This is a genomic window from Xenorhabdus sp. TH1, assembly GCF_037260955.1.
GTDB lineage: Bacteria > Pseudomonadota > Gammaproteobacteria > Enterobacterales > Enterobacteriaceae > Xenorhabdus > Xenorhabdus griffiniae.
Genome location: NZ_CP147734.1, coordinates 3,688,580 through 3,705,943, shown reverse-complemented (window position 1 = coordinate 3,705,943; position 17,364 = coordinate 3,688,580). Strand labels below are relative to the sequence as shown.

Below are 17,364 nucleotides of genomic sequence, written 5' to 3'. Positions count from 1 at the left end.
AAATTCACTGACATGGACTGCGGTTATAGTACCACATTGGTTTGAAGAAAGTGTGTAAATGCAGTTCCTCTTGAACTATAGTTTGGTGTTTTATATGTTATTTTTCTATTAATTCAATATATTGCTTCTGTATATTGTTTGCCTCAAATTTTTCATACAGTTCATCTGTAATTTGTGGAGGCATGTTGTAAGCAAGTCGTATTTTTTCTGCCAAAGAATCTGCGTCTAGTTTAGACAGATAATTTTCCAATTGGCCGGTCATTATCTCTCTAACGCCACCAGGGCAATCAGTACTGACAATCGGAATATGACAAATTAATGCTTCGATTAATACTGTCGGTAATCCTTCACTGTCTGAACTTATAACAACCGCTTTTGCTTCATTGATAATGGGATGTGGATTGGAGTGGAAGCCAGCTAAAATGACTTTATCATTTAACCCATATTCATCAATCTTTACTTTAAGGTGCCCTTCTATTTCTTTGGAACCTTGGCCTACGATAATTAGCTTGCATGGGAGATTTGCCTTTGCAAAGGCATCTATTAATCGGTCTTGACGTTTTACTCGATGTAAGCGCCCGACATGCAAAATGTAATTCAACCCATGATAAGGATTGGTTTCTGATGCCTGTGCTTTTATTTTTTCAAAATCAAAGGGATTGTAGATGGTTTTTATCTGCTTGGGCTGTATCCCAATATTGTTTAGTAGATCATGACTAACGGCTTCGGAAACGCAGATAACTCTTTTGTTTTTATAAACTTTTCTTATCTTTTCTTTTTTTAGCCAATAAGAAAAGCCACTTTTATTGCTTAAATAGGATTGAGAATAAATGCCGTGAATACAATGCCATACATTACAATTTTTTAACGCTTTGGATTTAACTACAATACGGTCAGTTTTATGTAGATTAGAGATGACAAGTGCAGGTTTGCCTTTTTGTTGGAAAAGCTTAAATAAAACTTTATCCATTGCTTTAGCTCTGCGGTTTATTTCATTGAGTTTTCTTAGTAGCCCTCGATAGTCATCTGGGCTGACGATGTAATGAATATCTTCCGGAATGGTGTAATCCAACTGAGCATTGAGTGAAAGTAAGGATATTTGGTAGTTTGATTTACTCAAACCAGCCGCAAGACGAAGGGTAACATTTTCAGCTCCTCCTCCAGGTAATCCATCAATAATAAAAAGGATATGTTCTTTCACTGTGTTAAAACTCGTTGATAAAGATCAATTAATTGTTTGGATAAATTTTCAGGTGTTGCAGCGATTATTTGGTTTCTAGCGGCAATAGACATATCGGTTCCGAGTATGTTATCAGGAATGCCATAAACAGCATCCTTTAATTTTTCAATGTCTAATGCATCACAGATAAAACCATTCTTCCCTTCGGTGATGAATTCTGCCCCACCACATGTTGTGCTGGTAATGACGGGCAAACCACATGCCATAGCTTCAAGGATAACATTAGGAAATGGATCATATAGTGTCGGCAGTAGCAAAGCATCAGACAACTGGTAAAAGGGCAATGTATCTTTTTGTAACCCCATAAAACGGATACGCTGGATACACCCTAGTGTATTTGCAAGCGCCTGATATTTTTTCTGCTCTTTGTCTTTACCAATAACTAAGAGATAGCTATCTGTCTTTGCGATGGCTTGGATTGCCGCAGATAATCCTTTTCGCTCAAAACCAGAACCAACATAAACTAAGCATCTTGCCGTCGCGGGGATTTGATATTGTTGTCTAAGCTGTAGGCGGGTTTGCTCATCAGCAGGAAAAAACTTTGTATTGTCAATTGAATTATATATAACGGCGATTTTATCTTCGTCTACACCAAATTCTTCGATAATTTCTCTTTTTACCATTTCAGCATTACAAATCACCTTCTTTAGAGCTGGATCTGAATACATTTCTTCCTCAGCATTCATAACATAGCGGTGATACCGATTGTTTAACAACCAGCGTGCTTTCCATGTTGGCAAAATACGGGTTCTTTGAAGTAACCAGCGCTTATGAACGCCATCTCCTGCCCGGTAAATATCACAGCCAGCAATACGTTCATGGCTTTGAACCAAATCAAATTGTGCTTTTTGCCATACTTTCCGTGCTGATTTGGCAAAACCGCTTTCGCGGCTAATTCTTCCATATTTGATGGGATCACACAGGTGGATATGCCAATTTGGGTTACTTGTACCTTGCCAAGAACGTGTAATGACATTCAGTTCAAGCTGTTGGTGCTCCAAGGCTTCCAGAGCCCTTGAAATAAAACGTTCAGCACCTCCATCTGGACGATATTTTTGACGGACAATGGCTAAACGTAATGGTTTCATGAAATATATTTCCTTGCTGCTGAAATGACAGCATCTGTGGGTATCAGATCTAAATAGCGTTTGTTTGTACAAGTTCTTATATCATCTGGGTGTGGAATATTGCCATAATTGCCAGCCCAAATCACCTCACCAACAGATTGCCAGGGTTTCCAAAATGTCAGCTTGGAGGGACCGAACAATGCAACGCAGGGTGTTTTTAGGGCCGCGGCCATATGCATTGGTACTGAGTCTACGCCAATGAATAATTTAGCATGATCAATCAAAGCGGCAAGCTTGGGTAAAGTTAATTTTCCCGCCAGAGAAAGGATGTTCTTTTTATCATCAGGGCAATGCGACAAAATGGTGGTGACCATTTCCAATTCCTTTTGGTCTGGTCCAGAAGTAATGATAATACTATGCCCATCTTTTTGTAATGCAGTAATCACTTGTGCCATTTTTTTTTCATCCCAACACTTAAAAAACCATCGAGATGTGGGTTGAACAACGACATATCTTTCTGAAAATCTATAATTAGAAAGTGTTTGCATTATCCATTTTAAATCGTCTTCACTATAACTCATTGTCACTTTTGTGATAATTGAATTAAGTTGTAATGGCTTTAGGATAGAAAGATTTTGTTCTACTGTATGTAATGAATCATGGTCATCTGTGGGTATAATCTCAGTATGGCAAAAACGCCATTTCCAATTTTGTCGTTTAGGGAAATTAAGGGCCAATCGAATCGGTGCACCAGTAAAACGGGCAATAAATGCACTTCTCCATTGGTCAGCAAGATTAATTACTAAATCATAGTGTTGCTGTCTCAATGTCTTAAGCAGGATCCACTCATATAATAATTTCTTCCTTGTACCTAGTTGCTTCCACATGCGGTCTATAGAAAAAATACGAGAAATCTCTGCTGAATTTTCCAGCATCGGTGAGGTTTCTTGATAAAGGAGAACATCAATTTTTGCATCTGGATAGTGGTAAGTTAGTGAGCTAATCACTGGAGTTATCAGTAACATATCTCCATGATGTTGTAATTTAATCACCAGAATGCGTTTAATTTTATTCTTTTTTGGGATCATTTTTTTGAGTTCTTTAGCATATCAAGGTCATAGGGTGATCTTAGTGTAAAAATTATAGTGTGGCATCCTTAAGTACACCAACCAAGAATGGCACTGGATAGAGTGTATGTTCAATCAGATAGAGTAGGGGCAAGCTGATAATTAGTATTCTCTAATTGCGCTCTTTGTTTGCTATGCGTACTATTGGGACAATTACTATTGTCACATTTTGGTGTATATCAATGTCATTACCCGCTTTCATTATTACGATCGACACCGAAGGTGATGATCTATGGCAAAATAGTGGTCAAATCTCAACAAAAAATACGCAGTATTTGCCGAGATTTCAGAATCTTTGTGAGAGTTTTGGATTCAAACCAGTCTGGTTAACTAACTATGAAATGGCAATGGATGATAATTACATCGAGTTTGCCAAAGATGTGATAGCCAGAAATATGGGTGAAATCGGTATGCATTTACATGCTTGGAATAGCCCACCTATTGTTCCCCTTACTGATGATGATATGCGCTATAAGCCATATTTGATTGAGTACCCTAAAGATCAAATTAAAGAAAAAGTTGGTTTAATGACCAATCTTTTGGAAGATAAGCTCCAAACTAAGATGCTGAGCCATCGTGCTGGCCGTTGGGCGTTTAATGAGTATTACGCACAATTATTAGTAGAATATGGATATCAGGTAGATTGTTCTGTTACACCAAAAGTTAATTGGAACTTTACCAAAGGTGATCCTAATGGAAACGGTGGAACAGATTATAGCCGTTTTCCTGATCATGCTTATTTTATGGATTTGCAAGATATTTCCAAAGAAGGAAATTCTCCGTTATTGCAAGTCCCGATGAGTATTCAATATAAGCACTCTGCGGTTATGAATTTTATTAAGCAGAAATATGACCGATTGAGAGGAAAACAGCGTCCTCCATCGGTTAATTGGCTGAGACCAAAAGGCGAGAATTTGGCGCAGATGAAAACTGTTGTCCAGAGAACGTTGGCATCGGGTAATGATTATGTTGAGTTTATGTTGCATTCCTCTGAATTTATGCCGGGAGGGAGTCCAACTTTCCAGAATGAAGAACAAATTGAGCTGCTTTATCAGGACCTAGAAGGATTATTTGCGTTTTTGCAGCCTTTGGTAAAGGGAATGACGTTGGCTGAGTATTATAGATTGAAATATAAACAATGAACCAATCCTATATTCCTTTATTGGGAGTTTTTCAGAATATAAGGGAAACTATTCTCTGTAGAATAATGTATTGATTATGGAATAATCTCTATAAATAGAATGAAAATTTATATACTATACCAATCTAATTTCAAGATACGTGTGATTTCTTCCTCTTCGCAGGGGAGAAATCACGTTTCATATAGCGTTGTAAATTGCAACTTAAAGTTTAATACGTATAAATATTAATAATGATGATACAACTTAATTATTTGATTAGGTTTTATGCAAAACCTTATATAAGGTGATCTGAAATGATGAATTGTTGTTTATTAAAAGTAGTTAATTTTGGAATGATTTATGAAGAAAGAAAATAAAAAATTTGCAACATTGAGAGCTTGGAATCGTAAACGAAATTATTTAATGAAAGATATAAGATATTATATAAGACTACTTATTGCCAAATTAATTTGGGATAAAAGGGGAAAGAATATTTTTGATATTGATACCATAAAAACAGTGTTGCTATTACGCAATGAAGGAAAAATTGGTGATATGATAGTTGATACTATTTTGATAAGAGAATTAAATAGGTCAGGTTATCAAGTTGATGTTGTGGGAACTAAAAGTAACTGCGCCATACTCAAATACAATCCTTATGTTAGAAATATTTATCTCGCTGAAGATATTGATGTGACGTCTTTCATGAAAGACTATTCTCATAATATACCATTTAAAACTTTAAGCACACTAAAAAATAATAATTATGATCTTATAGTTGATCCATCTTTATTTAACACCCCTATTCACAGACTAAGTTTATTTAAAAAAATAAACCCTAAGAATATAATTGGATTTAATAAAAAACAATGGATAAATCATTATAATAAAACAATATTTTTTGATTATAATGAAAGTCATATAAAATTTACATATGAATCATTAATGAATTCTTTGGGAATAAATGTTACTGACTTTAGTTATGATTTATATTATCCAAGTGAAATAGATATTGAAACTAAAAAATTTATTGACAACTTTAAGGTTAATTCAGAAAAGATTATTATTATAAATCCATTTGCAGGAAATATAGATCGTTGTTTATCTGTTTATCAATTAAAAAGAATAACGGAAAAGTTAAATAATATTTATGGAAATATCAAGGTGGTTTTTTTAGATCATGAAAATATTATTGATATGTCTAAGTTTGATGGAGTTTATAGATACCAATCTGAGTCATTATATCATACTATTTCCATGATCTCCCAGGCCGATCTTATCATATCACCTGATACATCTATTGTGCATATATCAGCTGCATATAAAAAACCACTAGTTGCAATCTATCAGGATATTGAATCAAATAAAACACTATGGGGACCCGGTTATGATGAAGCGATTCAAATATTAGCTAAAAATGGAAGATTACAAGAAAATAAAGATATTGATGAGTTGGTCATTGAATCTGTAAAGAAAATATTTCAGCCTTAATGAATTACCCCAGTATGTTTTTTCTCGACCTACTGGGGTTATGAGAATTCAATATTAGGATGTTATATATTTATGCTTTAAATTTTATTATCATAAAATATATTATGGTATAATAAAGATATATTAGGTTATTATTAGATTTCTAATTATAAACATTATATAAATGGGTCACCTTTATTTATAGATTGTTTACTAGTAATATTATTATATCATTTTTAATAGATTTTTTAACAAATTTTGAATTTTTGGGTGGAGATACTTTCTATGGAAACAGCAAAAGCGCTTTTTTCAGGATGGAAAGAATGCAATTTTGAACAGTATAAAGAAGCACATGCTCTTTTTGGCGGATGTACATTAACTCATCCCAATATTGTATCTTTTTTGGATAAACATCTTGATGGGCAGTTTTGCTTTTATATCAAAAAAACAGCATCTGGAATTAAAGGTGCCTGTTTTTCTTTTGAAAATAAAAAGCTGATTGAAGAAATGCAAACTAAATATCCAGTTTCATATGATGAAATTGTTTTCCCTATTGTAACGGATGCAAAATTATTTTTACCTATAAAATCAAAGCGATTATCGCCTATTCATGAAAAGAATTTTATCAATGTTAGTTATAGACCTCTTTTCAGTAAGCGCCAAATTTGCTTAATCAAAGGCAGTTTTTCTTACAAAACTCGCCGTAATCGCAGTAACGAGATCAACAAATTTAAGCGTGCAGGAGGAGAAATTCGTCCCTCAAGTGAATTCAGTGCAGAAGAGTTGGTAGATATTTATATTGATCTGTACCAAAAGCGTTGGAATAACGGCCATTCTGAAGAGCAGAAAAAGCATCTCCTTGAAATATACACTGAGCTTCGCGAGCATATATTTGGCAATGTATTACTGATTAACGGCAAGCCTTGTGCTTACGATTTTGTCCTGTGGGCAGAAAGCCCCAAATGGATTTCTTTTGATGCCATTAATGGTGGTTATGATCCTGAATATGCTCATCTTAGCGTTGGTAGTGTCTTGATGTGGGTGAATATCCAAGAAGCAAAAGCATTGTGTCAGCAAGGAGATAAAACTATGCGTTATTCCTTAGGTAACCCTACGTTTGAATACAAAAATCGTTGGTGTGAAACATTGCCACTAGGAAGAGTGCTTTTTTAACATGTTCTGCAAGAGCAGCATAACTTCCCCTGAAGCAACACCTTGCATCGTATTATCTGCTGATTTCAGGGGATGCTGTTCTTTACCATATCCACCGATTAAACCAGGATCAGTCGGCCCGAATAGCGTAATATTGGGTCGATCAAGTGCCGCTGTCAGATGGCTTAAGCCCGTATCAACTGAAACTACGGCTTGTGCCCCTGCAATGACATGTGCAACTTCAGCCAGTGTCAGTTTTGGCAGAACATTAACATGGGAAAACCCTTCCGCTAGCCTTAATGCCCGTTGATATTCATGCTCAGCGCCCCAAGGCAATTTAATGCGCATACCCGTTGTCTGGATATCTGCGATAAGCTGCCGCCAATGATCTTCAGGCCAATGTTTTTCATCGCGCGTTGTTGCATGGAGAAAAACGAGATAATTATTTTGGCCATTAATTTGCTGGTGCAAAAAATGGCGGGCGATGGCGTAATCACCTTGCCCTGACGGTTTTTTATACCCCAAACTATCAGCAAATAAAGCCCGAGTGCGTTCAACCGCGTGTTGTTGCTTGCTGACAGCATGACAATGATCGTAGAAGAAGCTGGCAATGGGTTCACGGATGCTTTTTCGATCGTAACCATGCTTTGGACCCTGTGCTAATCGCGTTACCAAAAAAGCGCTTTTTAACAGACCTTGAGCATCAATGATAGCGTCATATTGGTGCTGTTGCAGTTGTTGCCGAAATTGTGCCCGTTCTTCACGAATATCTTTTCTGAACCAATTTTTTCGCCAGCGGCGAATAGCCACGGGGATCACATTTTCGACTGCATAGTGCCAGGTTGGAATTTGGGCAAATCCCTCTTCCACTACCCAATCAAATTGAATGTCAGGAAGCTGCTGTTTTGCATCAGTTAATGCTGGCAGAGTATGTAACACATCTCCCATCGAAGACGTTTTTACCAGTAAAACACGCATTAATTTTGGCTCTCCGCCTGTAGCAGTTTGGCTAATGAGGATAGAACTCTTTCAGGTTGAATATCGATCAGACTTTGGTGATAACCACCATCGCTGTCGCCTTTTCTGATTTTGTGGTAACCCGTAATCAGGCGGATCACTTCGGCCTTATTTGATAATGGCGGGGTAAAATCCGGGCTACTTGGCCCATATAATGCCACCAGCGGCCGGTTTAAGGCTGCCGCTACATGCATCAAACCTGAGTCGTTTGTGACGATGGCATCACAAGCTGCGATGACATTTACCGCTTGTTCAAGCGAGGTTTTTCCTGCCAGATTGAGACAATATTCGCGGGCATCATCGCTTAACAGTGCGCGAATATCTTCACCTGCCTGATGATCTTTGTCAGAACCAAACAGCAAAATTTGGTAGCCTTTTTGAGTAATTAACTGTTCGGCAAGAGCAGCATAGTGATAATGTGGCCAGCGCTTGGCTGGGCCGAACTCAGCACCAGGACAGAAACCAATAATAGGGCGGTGATCGGAGATATTGAAGGCTGAAGTTGATTCGGCAATATCTTCGTCATTGGCACTTAATCGCGGCCATAACAAAGGTTGTGGAAGATCATCGGCGCTACGTATATTTTTCCCTTCATACGCGAGAGCGACATAGCGTTGAACCATGAGTGGAAAAGCACTTTTATTCAGGACGCGGATGTCATTTAGTAATCCGTAACGCATCTCACCGCGCCAGCCTGTCCGTCGCGGGATATTGGCGAAGAAAGGGACCAATGCAGATTTGAATGAATTGGGTAATATATAAGCACGATCATATCTATTTTCACGCAATGCCAGCCCAAGGCGTCGGCGCTCACCCAAGGCCAGGGCACCATGACCAAGCGGCATGGCTAATGCCTGATGCACTTCTGGCATTTTTGCCAGTAATGGACGACACCATGCGGGTGCCATCACATCAATTTCTGCATTGGGGTGCAAATCTTTCAAAGTACGGTAGAGGCTTTGTGACATCATCATGTCACCCACCCATGATGGGCCGATCACCAATATCTTCATAGAAATCGATTAATTATCCTGATTGAGCCATTGCATATATTCAGCGACGCCTTCGGCAACCGTCTTGAACGGTTTTTGATAGCCAGCAGCGCGAAGTTTTGTCAGATCTGCCTGAGTAAAACTCTGGTAACGGCCTTTTAATTTTTCTGGAAAGTCGATGTATTCCACGGCTGGAGATTTTTCTTTATGGAATTCAATCACAGCATCTGCGACAGCCTGGAAAGATTCAGCGCGGCCTGTTCCACAGTTAAAAATGCCGGAAACGCCATTTTGCCAGAACCACAGATTGACGGCGGCAACATCGCCAACATAGATAAAATCGCGGCGGAAATTTTCACTGCCAGCAAATAACTTCGGATTCTGTCCCTGGTGAATCTGGTTATTTAAATGATAGGCGACACTCGCCATACTGCCTTTATGACCTTCGCGCGACCCGTACACATTGAAATAACGGAAGCCGCAAATTTGGGAATTTGCATGGGGCAAAATATCACGAACATATTGATCAAATAGGAACTTGGAGTAGCCATAGACATTGAGAGGTTTTTCATATTGGCGCTCTTCAATAAAATTGTCACTGCGGCCGCCATAAGTAGCAGCAGAAGAGGCGTACAGGAAGGGGATTTGGCGCTCAAGGCAGTAATGCAGCACATCTTTAGAATACTGATAATTATTGTCCATCATATACTTACCATCCCATTCTGTTGTGGATGAACAAGCACCTTCATGGAAAATAGCATCAATGTCACCTAAATCATCACCTGCCACGATACTGGCAATGAAGTCTTCCTTATCCATATAATCGGTGATATCCAAATCAACCAAATTGACGAACTTTGTGCCGTCTTTCAGGTTATCAACAACCAGGATATCTTTATAGCCCTCATCATTCAGTGCCTTGACAATATTGCTGCCAATAAACCCTGCGCCACCAGTGACAATAATCATTTGGCTCACCTCTAAATAGTCAGTTCACTTTATACCCAGCTTTATTACTGTAACTTGACGTCTATTGGGTATATCTTTGCTGCGTATAATAGCACTTAACCCCACTGACGACAGCAGCTTAGGCAGGGAAATATCCTGAAATCTTGCTGTATACCAGACACTGAGGCGTGATCAGCTTTACAAAGTTGAGATTAACTTTCTCGTTGTGTCGTCACTAGCAGGATCTATCAGTAAAATACATCAGGCCTTTCACTTAGTTAGGGATTCAGGAGAGAAAAATGTCAGCGTCGTTTTACCAGAAAATTAATGAGCAGTTGGAGCAAACCCGCTCCGAAGGATTATTCAAAAGTGAGCGTATAATCACTTCTGCCCAGGATGCCAATATTGCTGTTGCGCAGGGTAACCAAGTTATTAATTTTTGTGCCAATAACTATTTAGGCTTAGCTAATCACCCTGACTTGATTGCTGCGGCAAAAACAGGCATGGATAGCCATGGTTTTGGTATGGCATCCGTTCGCTTTATCTGTGGCACACAAGATTCCCATAAAGAATTAGAAAATAAGATTGCTGAATTTTTAGGTATGGAAGATGCCATTCTGTACTCATCATGCTTTGATGCAAACGGCGGTCTGTTTGAAACCCTATTTGGGCCAGAAGATGCCATTATCTCCGATGCTTTGAACCATGCCTCTATCATTGATGGCATCCGCTTATGCAAAGCAAAGCGTTACCGCTATGCCAATAATGACATGCAAGAATTAAGGGTGCAGTTGGAAAAGGCAAAAGCGGACGGTGCGCAAAATATCCTGATCGCAACTGACGGGGTATTTTCAATGGATGGCGTTATTGCTGACCTGAAATCTATCTGTGACCTGGCTGATGAATTTGGTGCATTGGTCATGGTGGATGATTCACATGCAGTTGGCTTTGTTGGCAAGCATGGTCGTGGCACTCATGAATACTGTGATGTTATGGGACGTATTGACATCATCACCGGTACGCTAGGTAAGGCACTGGGTGGCGCATCAGGTGGTTATACTGCCGCGCGTAAAGAAGTGGTTGAATGGTTGCGTCAGCGTTCACGCCCATATTTGTTTTCCAACTCACTGGCTCCCGCCATTGTCGCTGCATCGATCAAGGTGCTGGATATGCTGAAAAGTGGCGATGATCTGCGTGAGCGTCTCTGGAAAAATGCGAATTTGTTCCGTGAAAAAATGACAGCGGCAGGTTTCACACTGGCGGGAGCAGATCATGCGATTATTCCTGTTATGTTGGGGGATGCAAAACTGGCGCAGGAATTCGCCGCAGAACTGCTGAAAGAAGGCATTTATGTGATTGGGTTCTTCTATCCGGTTGTGCCGAAAGGTCAGGCGCGTATCCGAACCCAGATCTCAGCCGCCCATACTGAAGAACAAATTGAACGTGTGGTGGCTGTATTTATCCGCATTGGCAAGCAATTGGATGTCATTGCTTAAGGTATCATTATGAAAGCATTGTCCAAATTAAAGCCAGAAGAAGGTATCTGGATGACAGATGTGCCTACGCCGGAGCTTGGGCACAATGATGTGATGATTAAAATCCGTAAGACTGCTATTTGTGGGACGGACGTTCACATCTATAACTGGGATGATTGGTCGCAAAAAACTATCCCTGTCCCGATGGTAGTGGGGCACGAATATGTTGGTGAAGTTGTTGCGATTGGTCAGGAAGTAAAAGGGTTCAAGGTTGGTGATCGTGTATCTGGTGAAGGCCATATCACCTGTGGTCACTGTCGTAATTGTCGTGCTGGACGTACACATTTATGCCGCAATACCACGGGTGTGGGTGTGAACCGTGAAGGTGCTTTTGCTGAATATCTGGTTATTCCCGCATTTAATGCTTTTAAGATCCCAGACAATATACCCGATGAGCTGGCTGCGATTTTTGATCCATTTGGTAATGCTGTACACACTGCACTGTCTTTTGATCTGGTGGGAGAAGATGTACTGGTATCAGGCGCTGGTCCTATCGGGATTATGGCAGCAGCGGTATGTAAGCATGTTGGTGCCCGTCATGTCGTGATTACGGATGTCAATGAATACCGCCTTGAGTTAGCTCGTAAAATGGGTGTTACCCGCGCTGTGAATGTCAGCAAAGAAAATCTAACTGATGTCATGGCAGAACTGGGAATGACGGAAGGTTTTGATGTTGGGTTGGAGATGTCGGGTGCTCCACCAGCGTTCCATACTTTGCTCAATACCATGAACCACGGTGGGCGCATTGCTCTGTTAGGTATTCCGCCTTCGGATATGGCGATAGATTGGAACCAGGTCATCTTTAAGGGATTATTTATCAAGGGCATCTACGGGCGTGAGATGTTCGAAACCTGGTACAAGATGGCGGCTTTGATCCAATCTGGCCTGGATTTATCCCCGATTATCACTCACCAATTCTCGATTGATGATTACCAGAAAGGCTTTGATGTCATGCGTTCAGGGCAATCTGGCAAAGTTATCTTAAATTGGGGTTAAAAATTAGCGCAGGCGTCTTTGGTTTTTTGGGCGCCTGCTTGATCGTTTTCTGGTCGAGTTTCCGTTTTATTTTCCAGAGTGTGTTTTACTTCTGTTTTGTCTGACGCTTTTTTTGTCGTGTAATTCCCCAAAAGTTTTTGCATGTACCGATTTAAGGTATTAAAGATGACACTGTTAGAGAATGCCTTTTTGACCATCTTGAGATACTCCAACTGAGTGGTTGGTACATGTTTTGGCTGATGGGGTTTTATGCACTTACGTGCAGTTTGATGATCTAACAACCGGCTGGGTGTTACCAGCTCAATATCACTGGGTAATGTTGCAAGTGCTTGCTGTAAGGCGCGTATGGTCGTGGGATGTGGGTGTCCAATTGCAACGGCAGAACCTCGCTTACGGGCAAGTGAAATTGCTCGGTTAAATTGATGCCATGTTTCGGCTTCGGTTTGAATATTATCCAAAAATACATTTCTTCGGATCACGGGAACAGGGGTTCCCATTGCTGCTTTGGTGACCTGTGTATTGCCTATTGTCACACTGTCCAGAAAGTAAAGGTGATAATGGGCTAACGTTTGCATTACCTTTTCCATGCCACTGAGATTAGATGTCATTGCACTGCCCATATGATTATTCATACCAATAGCATGGGGGACTTTCTGTATCGCATCTTGAATAATACGGGCAATTTCTTCCTTGCTCATGGCAGGATGGAGTGTATTTTTTTCCAGAGGTTGCCTGCCTAATGGGGCCATTGGCAAGTGGATTAAAATCTCCCTTCCCTGCTGATGAGCTTTTTCCGCCATTTTCCTGCCATACGGAGAGTTGGGCAGGATGGCGATAGAAACCGCAACGGGCATTTGTAAGATTTTATTTTCTTCATTAACACGATAGCCAACATCATCAATGACAATGGCTAAACGTGCAGCTTGTGCATTTAAAGTAAACAGCAATGATGTGAAGAATAGCGGTATCCAAGATAAAAAAGTGAATACATTAACCCGCTTTATTAATCGATACCGCATCTTCACCATGACTTGTGTTCCTATCCTATTTCCCTAACCACGGTAAAGGGTTAACAGCCTGCCCTTGACGGCGGATTTCAAAGTACAGAGACGGTTGTTGTTGTCCACCGCTGTTGCCAACCAACGCTATTGGCTGGCCTGCCCGAACCTGTTGCCCAACACTGACCAATGTACTCTGGTTGTAACCGTAAATGCTCATATCGCCTTTACCGTGTTCAATCACAACAACCAGTCCATAGCCTTGTAGCCAGTCTGCCAGCAAGACACGCCCATCTGAAATTGCCCTGACTTCTGTTCCTTCCGCTGCCGAGATAACGACGCCTTTCCAGCGAAGCTCACCTTGTATTGCTTCACCAAAACTATGGATGACATGACCGCGTACTGGCCAGATTGCTTGCCCTGCAGGACGCCCAAGGCCACCAGTTCGAGCCATGAGAGCACGTTCTTCTTCTGTTGGCTTATAGCTGGAACCTTTTTGTTGTGCTTGTTTCTGCTTAGCAGCAACTTGGGCACGAACACGAGCTGCTTCACGTGCTTCACGTTCAGCACGCGCTTTTGCTTCCCGCTCAGCTTTGGCAATTTTGTCTCTCAGTCTGGTTTCATTCTGCCGAAGCTCAGCCAGACTCTGTTGCTCTTTCTTCAATGAAGATTCGAGTGTCGTTAATGTTTTTTGCCGTGCAGTGCGGGCAGTTTCCATCTTTTGCTTTTGCTGTTTTTGGCTGGCCAGTATCGCTTTCTGTTCACTTTGTTTTTCTAGTTGCAGTTTTTTTTGCTGGTTAAGTTCTTCGGTTGTTTTTTGCAGTTTAGCGATAGTTTCCTGACGAGCCTGATTTAAATAACTGTAATAAGCGAGAATACGTTCTTTGCGCTGATTTTCTTGTCCATTGAGCAACAATTCTAACCCTTGGTGATTTCCTTGCCGGAATGCAGCATCCAATTGGTTGGCAAGTAATTGACGTTGCTCTTTTTGTTGTATTTGCAGCTGCTTGATATTGGTATTTAGTGATGAAACGTCGTTTTCTAGTTTCTCCAGACGATTCTGTGTTGTATGCAGCGAACGTCCCACTTCGGAGATAGTATTTTCTTGTTCTTTTAATTGGTTGAGTAAGTCTGCACGTTGTTTTTGTTGCTGTTTTACGCTTTTCTCTTTCTCGGCAATATCCTGTTGAATATCTTTGAGCTGATTTTTATTCTCTGAAATTGGATTAGCGAAAGTATTTATACTGAAACTGAGAAAGGTGAATAACAAGGCACAGAGTTGTAACACTCTGATTTTACTTTGCAGTTTGTATTGCCTCTGCCGATTCTTACGGCTATTGAGATCCTTATTTTCAGCCATCTTATTGGGTACCCTGCTGCTACATAGCGCCTGATTATTTCATGAGGAATTGCCCCTGACCAGAGAACAGACTGTTTTTTATCATTAACATAAGTTTTAGTTAATTTAGTCCATTTATGGTCGAAGATCCTGCCTGGAGCCAGTGTTACATGAAATATTTTATTGGTGCATGACAATCAAGTCGTTCTCGGTATGTTTTTAAATTTTTCTCGAAACTCTCCGCAAAATCTGCATTGGATTGATGCTAATTGGCTGTAATTGAGGCAACACACAGGTATACTCTTCTACCTTAGATATTTGTTATTAACTAACGGGAGTTGTTGCCCTCCATGCTGCAAGAAATCATGCAATTTATTAGCCGGAACACGATCCTGAGCCTTGTCTGGATTGCATTGCTGGTGGCTGTCATTGTTATGACGGTAAAAAGCGTGTTCTCCAAGAGTAAAGAGATCACCCGTGCTCAGGCCATCCATTTCATCAACAAGGAAGAAGCTATCGTCGTGGATTTACGCTCCCGTGACGATTTTCGCAGAGGGCATATTATTGGTTCCGTTAACCTGACGCCATCTGAAATTAAAGACAGTAATTTAGGTGAGTTGGAGAAACATAAAAAACAGCCTGTTATCGTAGTTTCAGCGAATGGGCTAGAATCCAAAACACCAGCGGAAAATCTGGTTCGTTTAGGCTTTGAGCAGGTTTATTCCCTGAAAGAGGGGATTGCTGGTTGGGCGGGTGAAAATCTGCCATTGGCTCATGGCAAGAGATAACGAACTTAGCTGCAAGTAATAGCTCTTGCATCATTGAACAGTTTAAGGACATCTGAAAAAGGTAAACATCATTATGTCAGAACAAAACAACACAGAAATGGCTTTCCAGATCCAGCGTATTTACACGAAAGATATTTCTTTCGAAGCACCAAAAGCCCCGCAGATTTTCCAGCAGGATTGGCAGCCGGAAGTTAAATTGGATCTGGACACGGCTTCCAATGAATTGGTTCAGGGAGTTTATGAAGTTGTTCTGCGTGTTACCGTCACGGCGACACTGGAAGAAGAAACTGCGTTTCTGTGTGAAGTTCAGCAAGCGGGTATTTTCTCTATTGATGGTATTGAAGGAACCCAACTGGCACATTGCTTAGGTGCATATTGCCCGAACATTCTGTTCCCATACGCCCGTGAATGCATCACCAGCTTGGTAAGTCGTGGTACTTTCCCACAACTGAACCTGGCCCCTGTTAATTTTGATGCGCTGTTCATGAATTATCTGCAACAGCAGGCTGAATCTCAGCCTAATGAGGCTGAACAGGAAGCCTAATGAATACTGCTTCTATGACAGTGATCGGTGCCGGTTCATACGGCACCGCTTTAGCCATTACTTTGGCTCGCAATGGGCACGATGTTGTGCTTTGGGGGCATAACCCTGAGCACGTCAATGCGTTGCAACAAGCGCGTTGTAATCAGGCATTTTTACCAGATGTTTCTTTTCCTGATAGTTTACGGCTTGAGACTGATCTGAAAAGCGCTGTTTCAGCCAGCCACAATATCTTGGTCGTGGTTCCCAGCCATGTTTTCGGAGATGTCTTACAGCAGATAAAACCATATTTACAACAGGATAGCCGCATTGTGTGGGCGACCAAGGGGCTTGAAGCGGAAACAGGGCGCTTATTACAAGATGTCGCTCGTGAGATATTAGGTGATGAAATCCCCTTGGCCGTAGTTTCTGGCCCGACATTCGCAAAAGAGCTGGCAGCAGGTTTACCAACGGCGATTGCGGTTTCTGCCACTACACCTGAGTTTAGTGAAGAACTGCAACAGTTTTTCCATTGTGGTAAAAGTTTTCGAGTCTACAAAAACCCGGATTTCATTGGGGTGCAGCTCGGCGGGGCAATAAAAAATGTTATTGCAATTGGTGCAGGGATCTCTGATGGTATGGGATTTGGAGCTAATGCCCGTACAGCTTTGATCACTCGAGGATTGGCGGAGATGAGCCGCCTTGGTGTGGCGTTGGGGGCTGATCCTTCTACATTTATGGGAATGGCTGGATTGGGTGATTTAGTTTTGACCTGTACCGATAACCAATCCCGTAACCGTCGTTTTGGCATGATGCTGGGAAAAGGTATCAGTGTTGATGAAGCGCAGCGTGAGATCGGACAAGTTGTTGAAGGATATCGCAATACTAAAGAAGTTCGGGCCTTGGCGGAACGAGTGGGTGTTGAAATGCCTATCACAGAGCAGATCTACCAGATACTATACTGCAATAAAAATGTGATTGAGGCTGCCCAAACATTATTGGGAAGAGCTACCAGGGAAGAGGGAGAAAACTCTCACTCTTAAGTAAAACGGGA

The 17,364-nt window shown here is 40.9% G+C and carries 16 protein-coding genes; 8 read left to right on the top strand and 8 right to left on the bottom strand.

Annotated elements, in window-relative coordinates; all coding sequences use genetic code 11:
- Positions 1-97 precede the first annotated feature (97 nt).
- The 3 genes from WDV74_RS16305 to rfaQ are packed head-to-tail and all read right to left on the bottom strand — an operon-like array spanning position 98 to position 3,395.
- A complete protein-coding gene (locus WDV74_RS16305; protein WP_338883844.1) occupies positions 98-1,201 on the bottom strand; it encodes a glycosyltransferase in 1,104 nt (367 codons plus the stop codon).
- On the bottom strand, positions 1,198-2,328 hold the full coding sequence (locus WDV74_RS16300) for a glycosyltransferase family 4 protein (protein WP_338885630.1): 1,131 nt from the start codon (positions 2,326-2,328) through the stop codon (positions 1,198-1,200). The genes WDV74_RS16305 and WDV74_RS16300 overlap by 4 nt, the downstream gene beginning before the upstream one ends.
- Positions 2,325-3,395, bottom strand: coding sequence for a putative lipopolysaccharide heptosyltransferase III (gene rfaQ, locus WDV74_RS16295; RefSeq protein WP_338883843.1), 1,071 nt, complete (start codon positions 3,393-3,395; stop codon positions 2,325-2,327). Before rfaQ ends, WDV74_RS16300 begins: the two co-directional genes overlap by 4 nt.
- A 221-nt stretch (positions 3,396-3,616) precedes the next feature.
- Between rfaQ and WDV74_RS16290 the strand changes: the two genes are divergently transcribed.
- From WDV74_RS16290 to WDV74_RS16280, 3 genes are all read left to right on the top strand, one after another.
- Entirely contained in the window at positions 3,617-4,576 is a 960-nt protein-coding gene (locus WDV74_RS16290) for a polysaccharide deacetylase family protein (protein ID WP_338883841.1), read from the top strand.
- Between the two features lie 339 nt (positions 4,577-4,915).
- Complete coding sequence (locus WDV74_RS16285) at positions 4,916-6,046, top strand: glycosyltransferase family 9 protein (protein WP_338883840.1); 1,131 nt, start codon at positions 4,916-4,918, stop codon at positions 6,044-6,046.
- A 264-nt stretch (positions 6,047-6,310) separates the two neighbouring features.
- On the top strand, positions 6,311-7,198 hold the full coding sequence (locus WDV74_RS16280) for a GNAT family N-acetyltransferase (RefSeq protein WP_338883839.1): 888 nt from the start codon (positions 6,311-6,313) through the stop codon (positions 7,196-7,198).
- On the opposite strand, the gene rfaC is transcribed toward WDV74_RS16280, so the two are convergent.
- Genes rfaC through rfaD form a run of 3 tightly spaced genes read right to left on the bottom strand, consistent with a single transcriptional unit; the run spans position 7,178 to position 10,155 of the window.
- A complete protein-coding gene (gene rfaC / locus WDV74_RS16275) occupies positions 7,178-8,155 on the bottom strand; it encodes a lipopolysaccharide heptosyltransferase RfaC (protein WP_338883838.1) in 978 nt (325 codons plus the stop codon). The two genes, WDV74_RS16280 and rfaC, sit on opposite strands and share 21 nt — an antisense overlap.
- On the bottom strand, positions 8,155-9,207 hold the full coding sequence (gene rfaF, locus WDV74_RS16270; RefSeq protein WP_338883837.1) for an ADP-heptose--LPS heptosyltransferase RfaF: 1,053 nt from the start codon (positions 9,205-9,207) through the stop codon (positions 8,155-8,157). The genes rfaC and rfaF overlap by 1 nt, the downstream gene beginning before the upstream one ends.
- A 9-nt stretch (positions 9,208-9,216) precedes the next feature.
- Positions 9,217-10,155: an ADP-glyceromanno-heptose 6-epimerase gene (rfaD, locus tag WDV74_RS16265; protein WP_338883835.1), complete on the bottom strand. Its 939-nt coding sequence runs from the start codon at positions 10,153-10,155 to the stop codon at positions 9,217-9,219.
- 278 nt (positions 10,156-10,433) lie between these two features.
- Here rfaD and kbl point away from each other — a divergent pair, with 278 nt between their 5' ends.
- Both kbl and tdh read left to right on the top strand, forming a co-directional pair.
- A complete protein-coding gene (gene kbl, locus WDV74_RS16260) occupies positions 10,434-11,630 on the top strand; it encodes a glycine C-acetyltransferase (protein ID WP_338883833.1) in 1,197 nt (398 codons plus the stop codon).
- Positions 11,631-11,639: 9 nt separating this feature from the next.
- The gene (tdh, locus tag WDV74_RS16255) at positions 11,640-12,665 is read left to right on the top strand and encodes an L-threonine 3-dehydrogenase (RefSeq protein WP_338883832.1); all 1,026 of its coding nucleotides are present in this window, start codon (positions 11,640-11,642) and stop codon (positions 12,663-12,665) included.
- On the opposite strand, the gene WDV74_RS16250 is transcribed toward tdh, so the two are convergent.
- Complete coding sequence (locus tag WDV74_RS16250; RefSeq protein ID WP_338883830.1) at positions 12,662-13,693, bottom strand: divergent polysaccharide deacetylase family protein; 1,032 nt, start codon at positions 13,691-13,693, stop codon at positions 12,662-12,664. The two genes, tdh and WDV74_RS16250, sit on opposite strands and share 4 nt — an antisense overlap.
- A 16-nt stretch (positions 13,694-13,709) precedes the next feature.
- Positions 13,710-15,023, bottom strand: coding sequence for a murein hydrolase activator EnvC (gene envC, locus WDV74_RS16245; RefSeq protein ID WP_338883829.1), 1,314 nt, complete (start codon positions 15,021-15,023; stop codon positions 13,710-13,712).
- Positions 15,024-15,352: 329 nt separating this feature from the next.
- On the opposite strand from envC, the gene WDV74_RS16240 reads away from it, so the two are divergent.
- The 3 genes from WDV74_RS16240 to gpsA all read left to right on the top strand — a co-directional run bounded on the left by WDV74_RS16240 (position 15,353) and on the right by gpsA (position 17,353).
- Positions 15,353-15,790 (top strand): rhodanese-like domain-containing protein, encoded by a 438-nt coding sequence (locus tag WDV74_RS16240; protein WP_189759443.1) that lies wholly within the window; start codon positions 15,353-15,355, stop codon positions 15,788-15,790.
- Positions 15,791-15,863: 73 nt separating this feature from the next.
- On the top strand, positions 15,864-16,334 hold the full coding sequence (gene secB / locus WDV74_RS16235; protein WP_189759444.1) for a protein-export chaperone SecB: 471 nt from the start codon (positions 15,864-15,866) through the stop codon (positions 16,332-16,334).
- Positions 16,334-17,353 (top strand): NAD(P)H-dependent glycerol-3-phosphate dehydrogenase, encoded by a 1,020-nt coding sequence (gene gpsA, locus WDV74_RS16230; protein WP_338883827.1) that lies wholly within the window; start codon positions 16,334-16,336, stop codon positions 17,351-17,353. The genes secB and gpsA overlap by 1 nt, the downstream gene beginning before the upstream one ends.
- Positions 17,354-17,364: the final 11 nt, after the last annotated feature.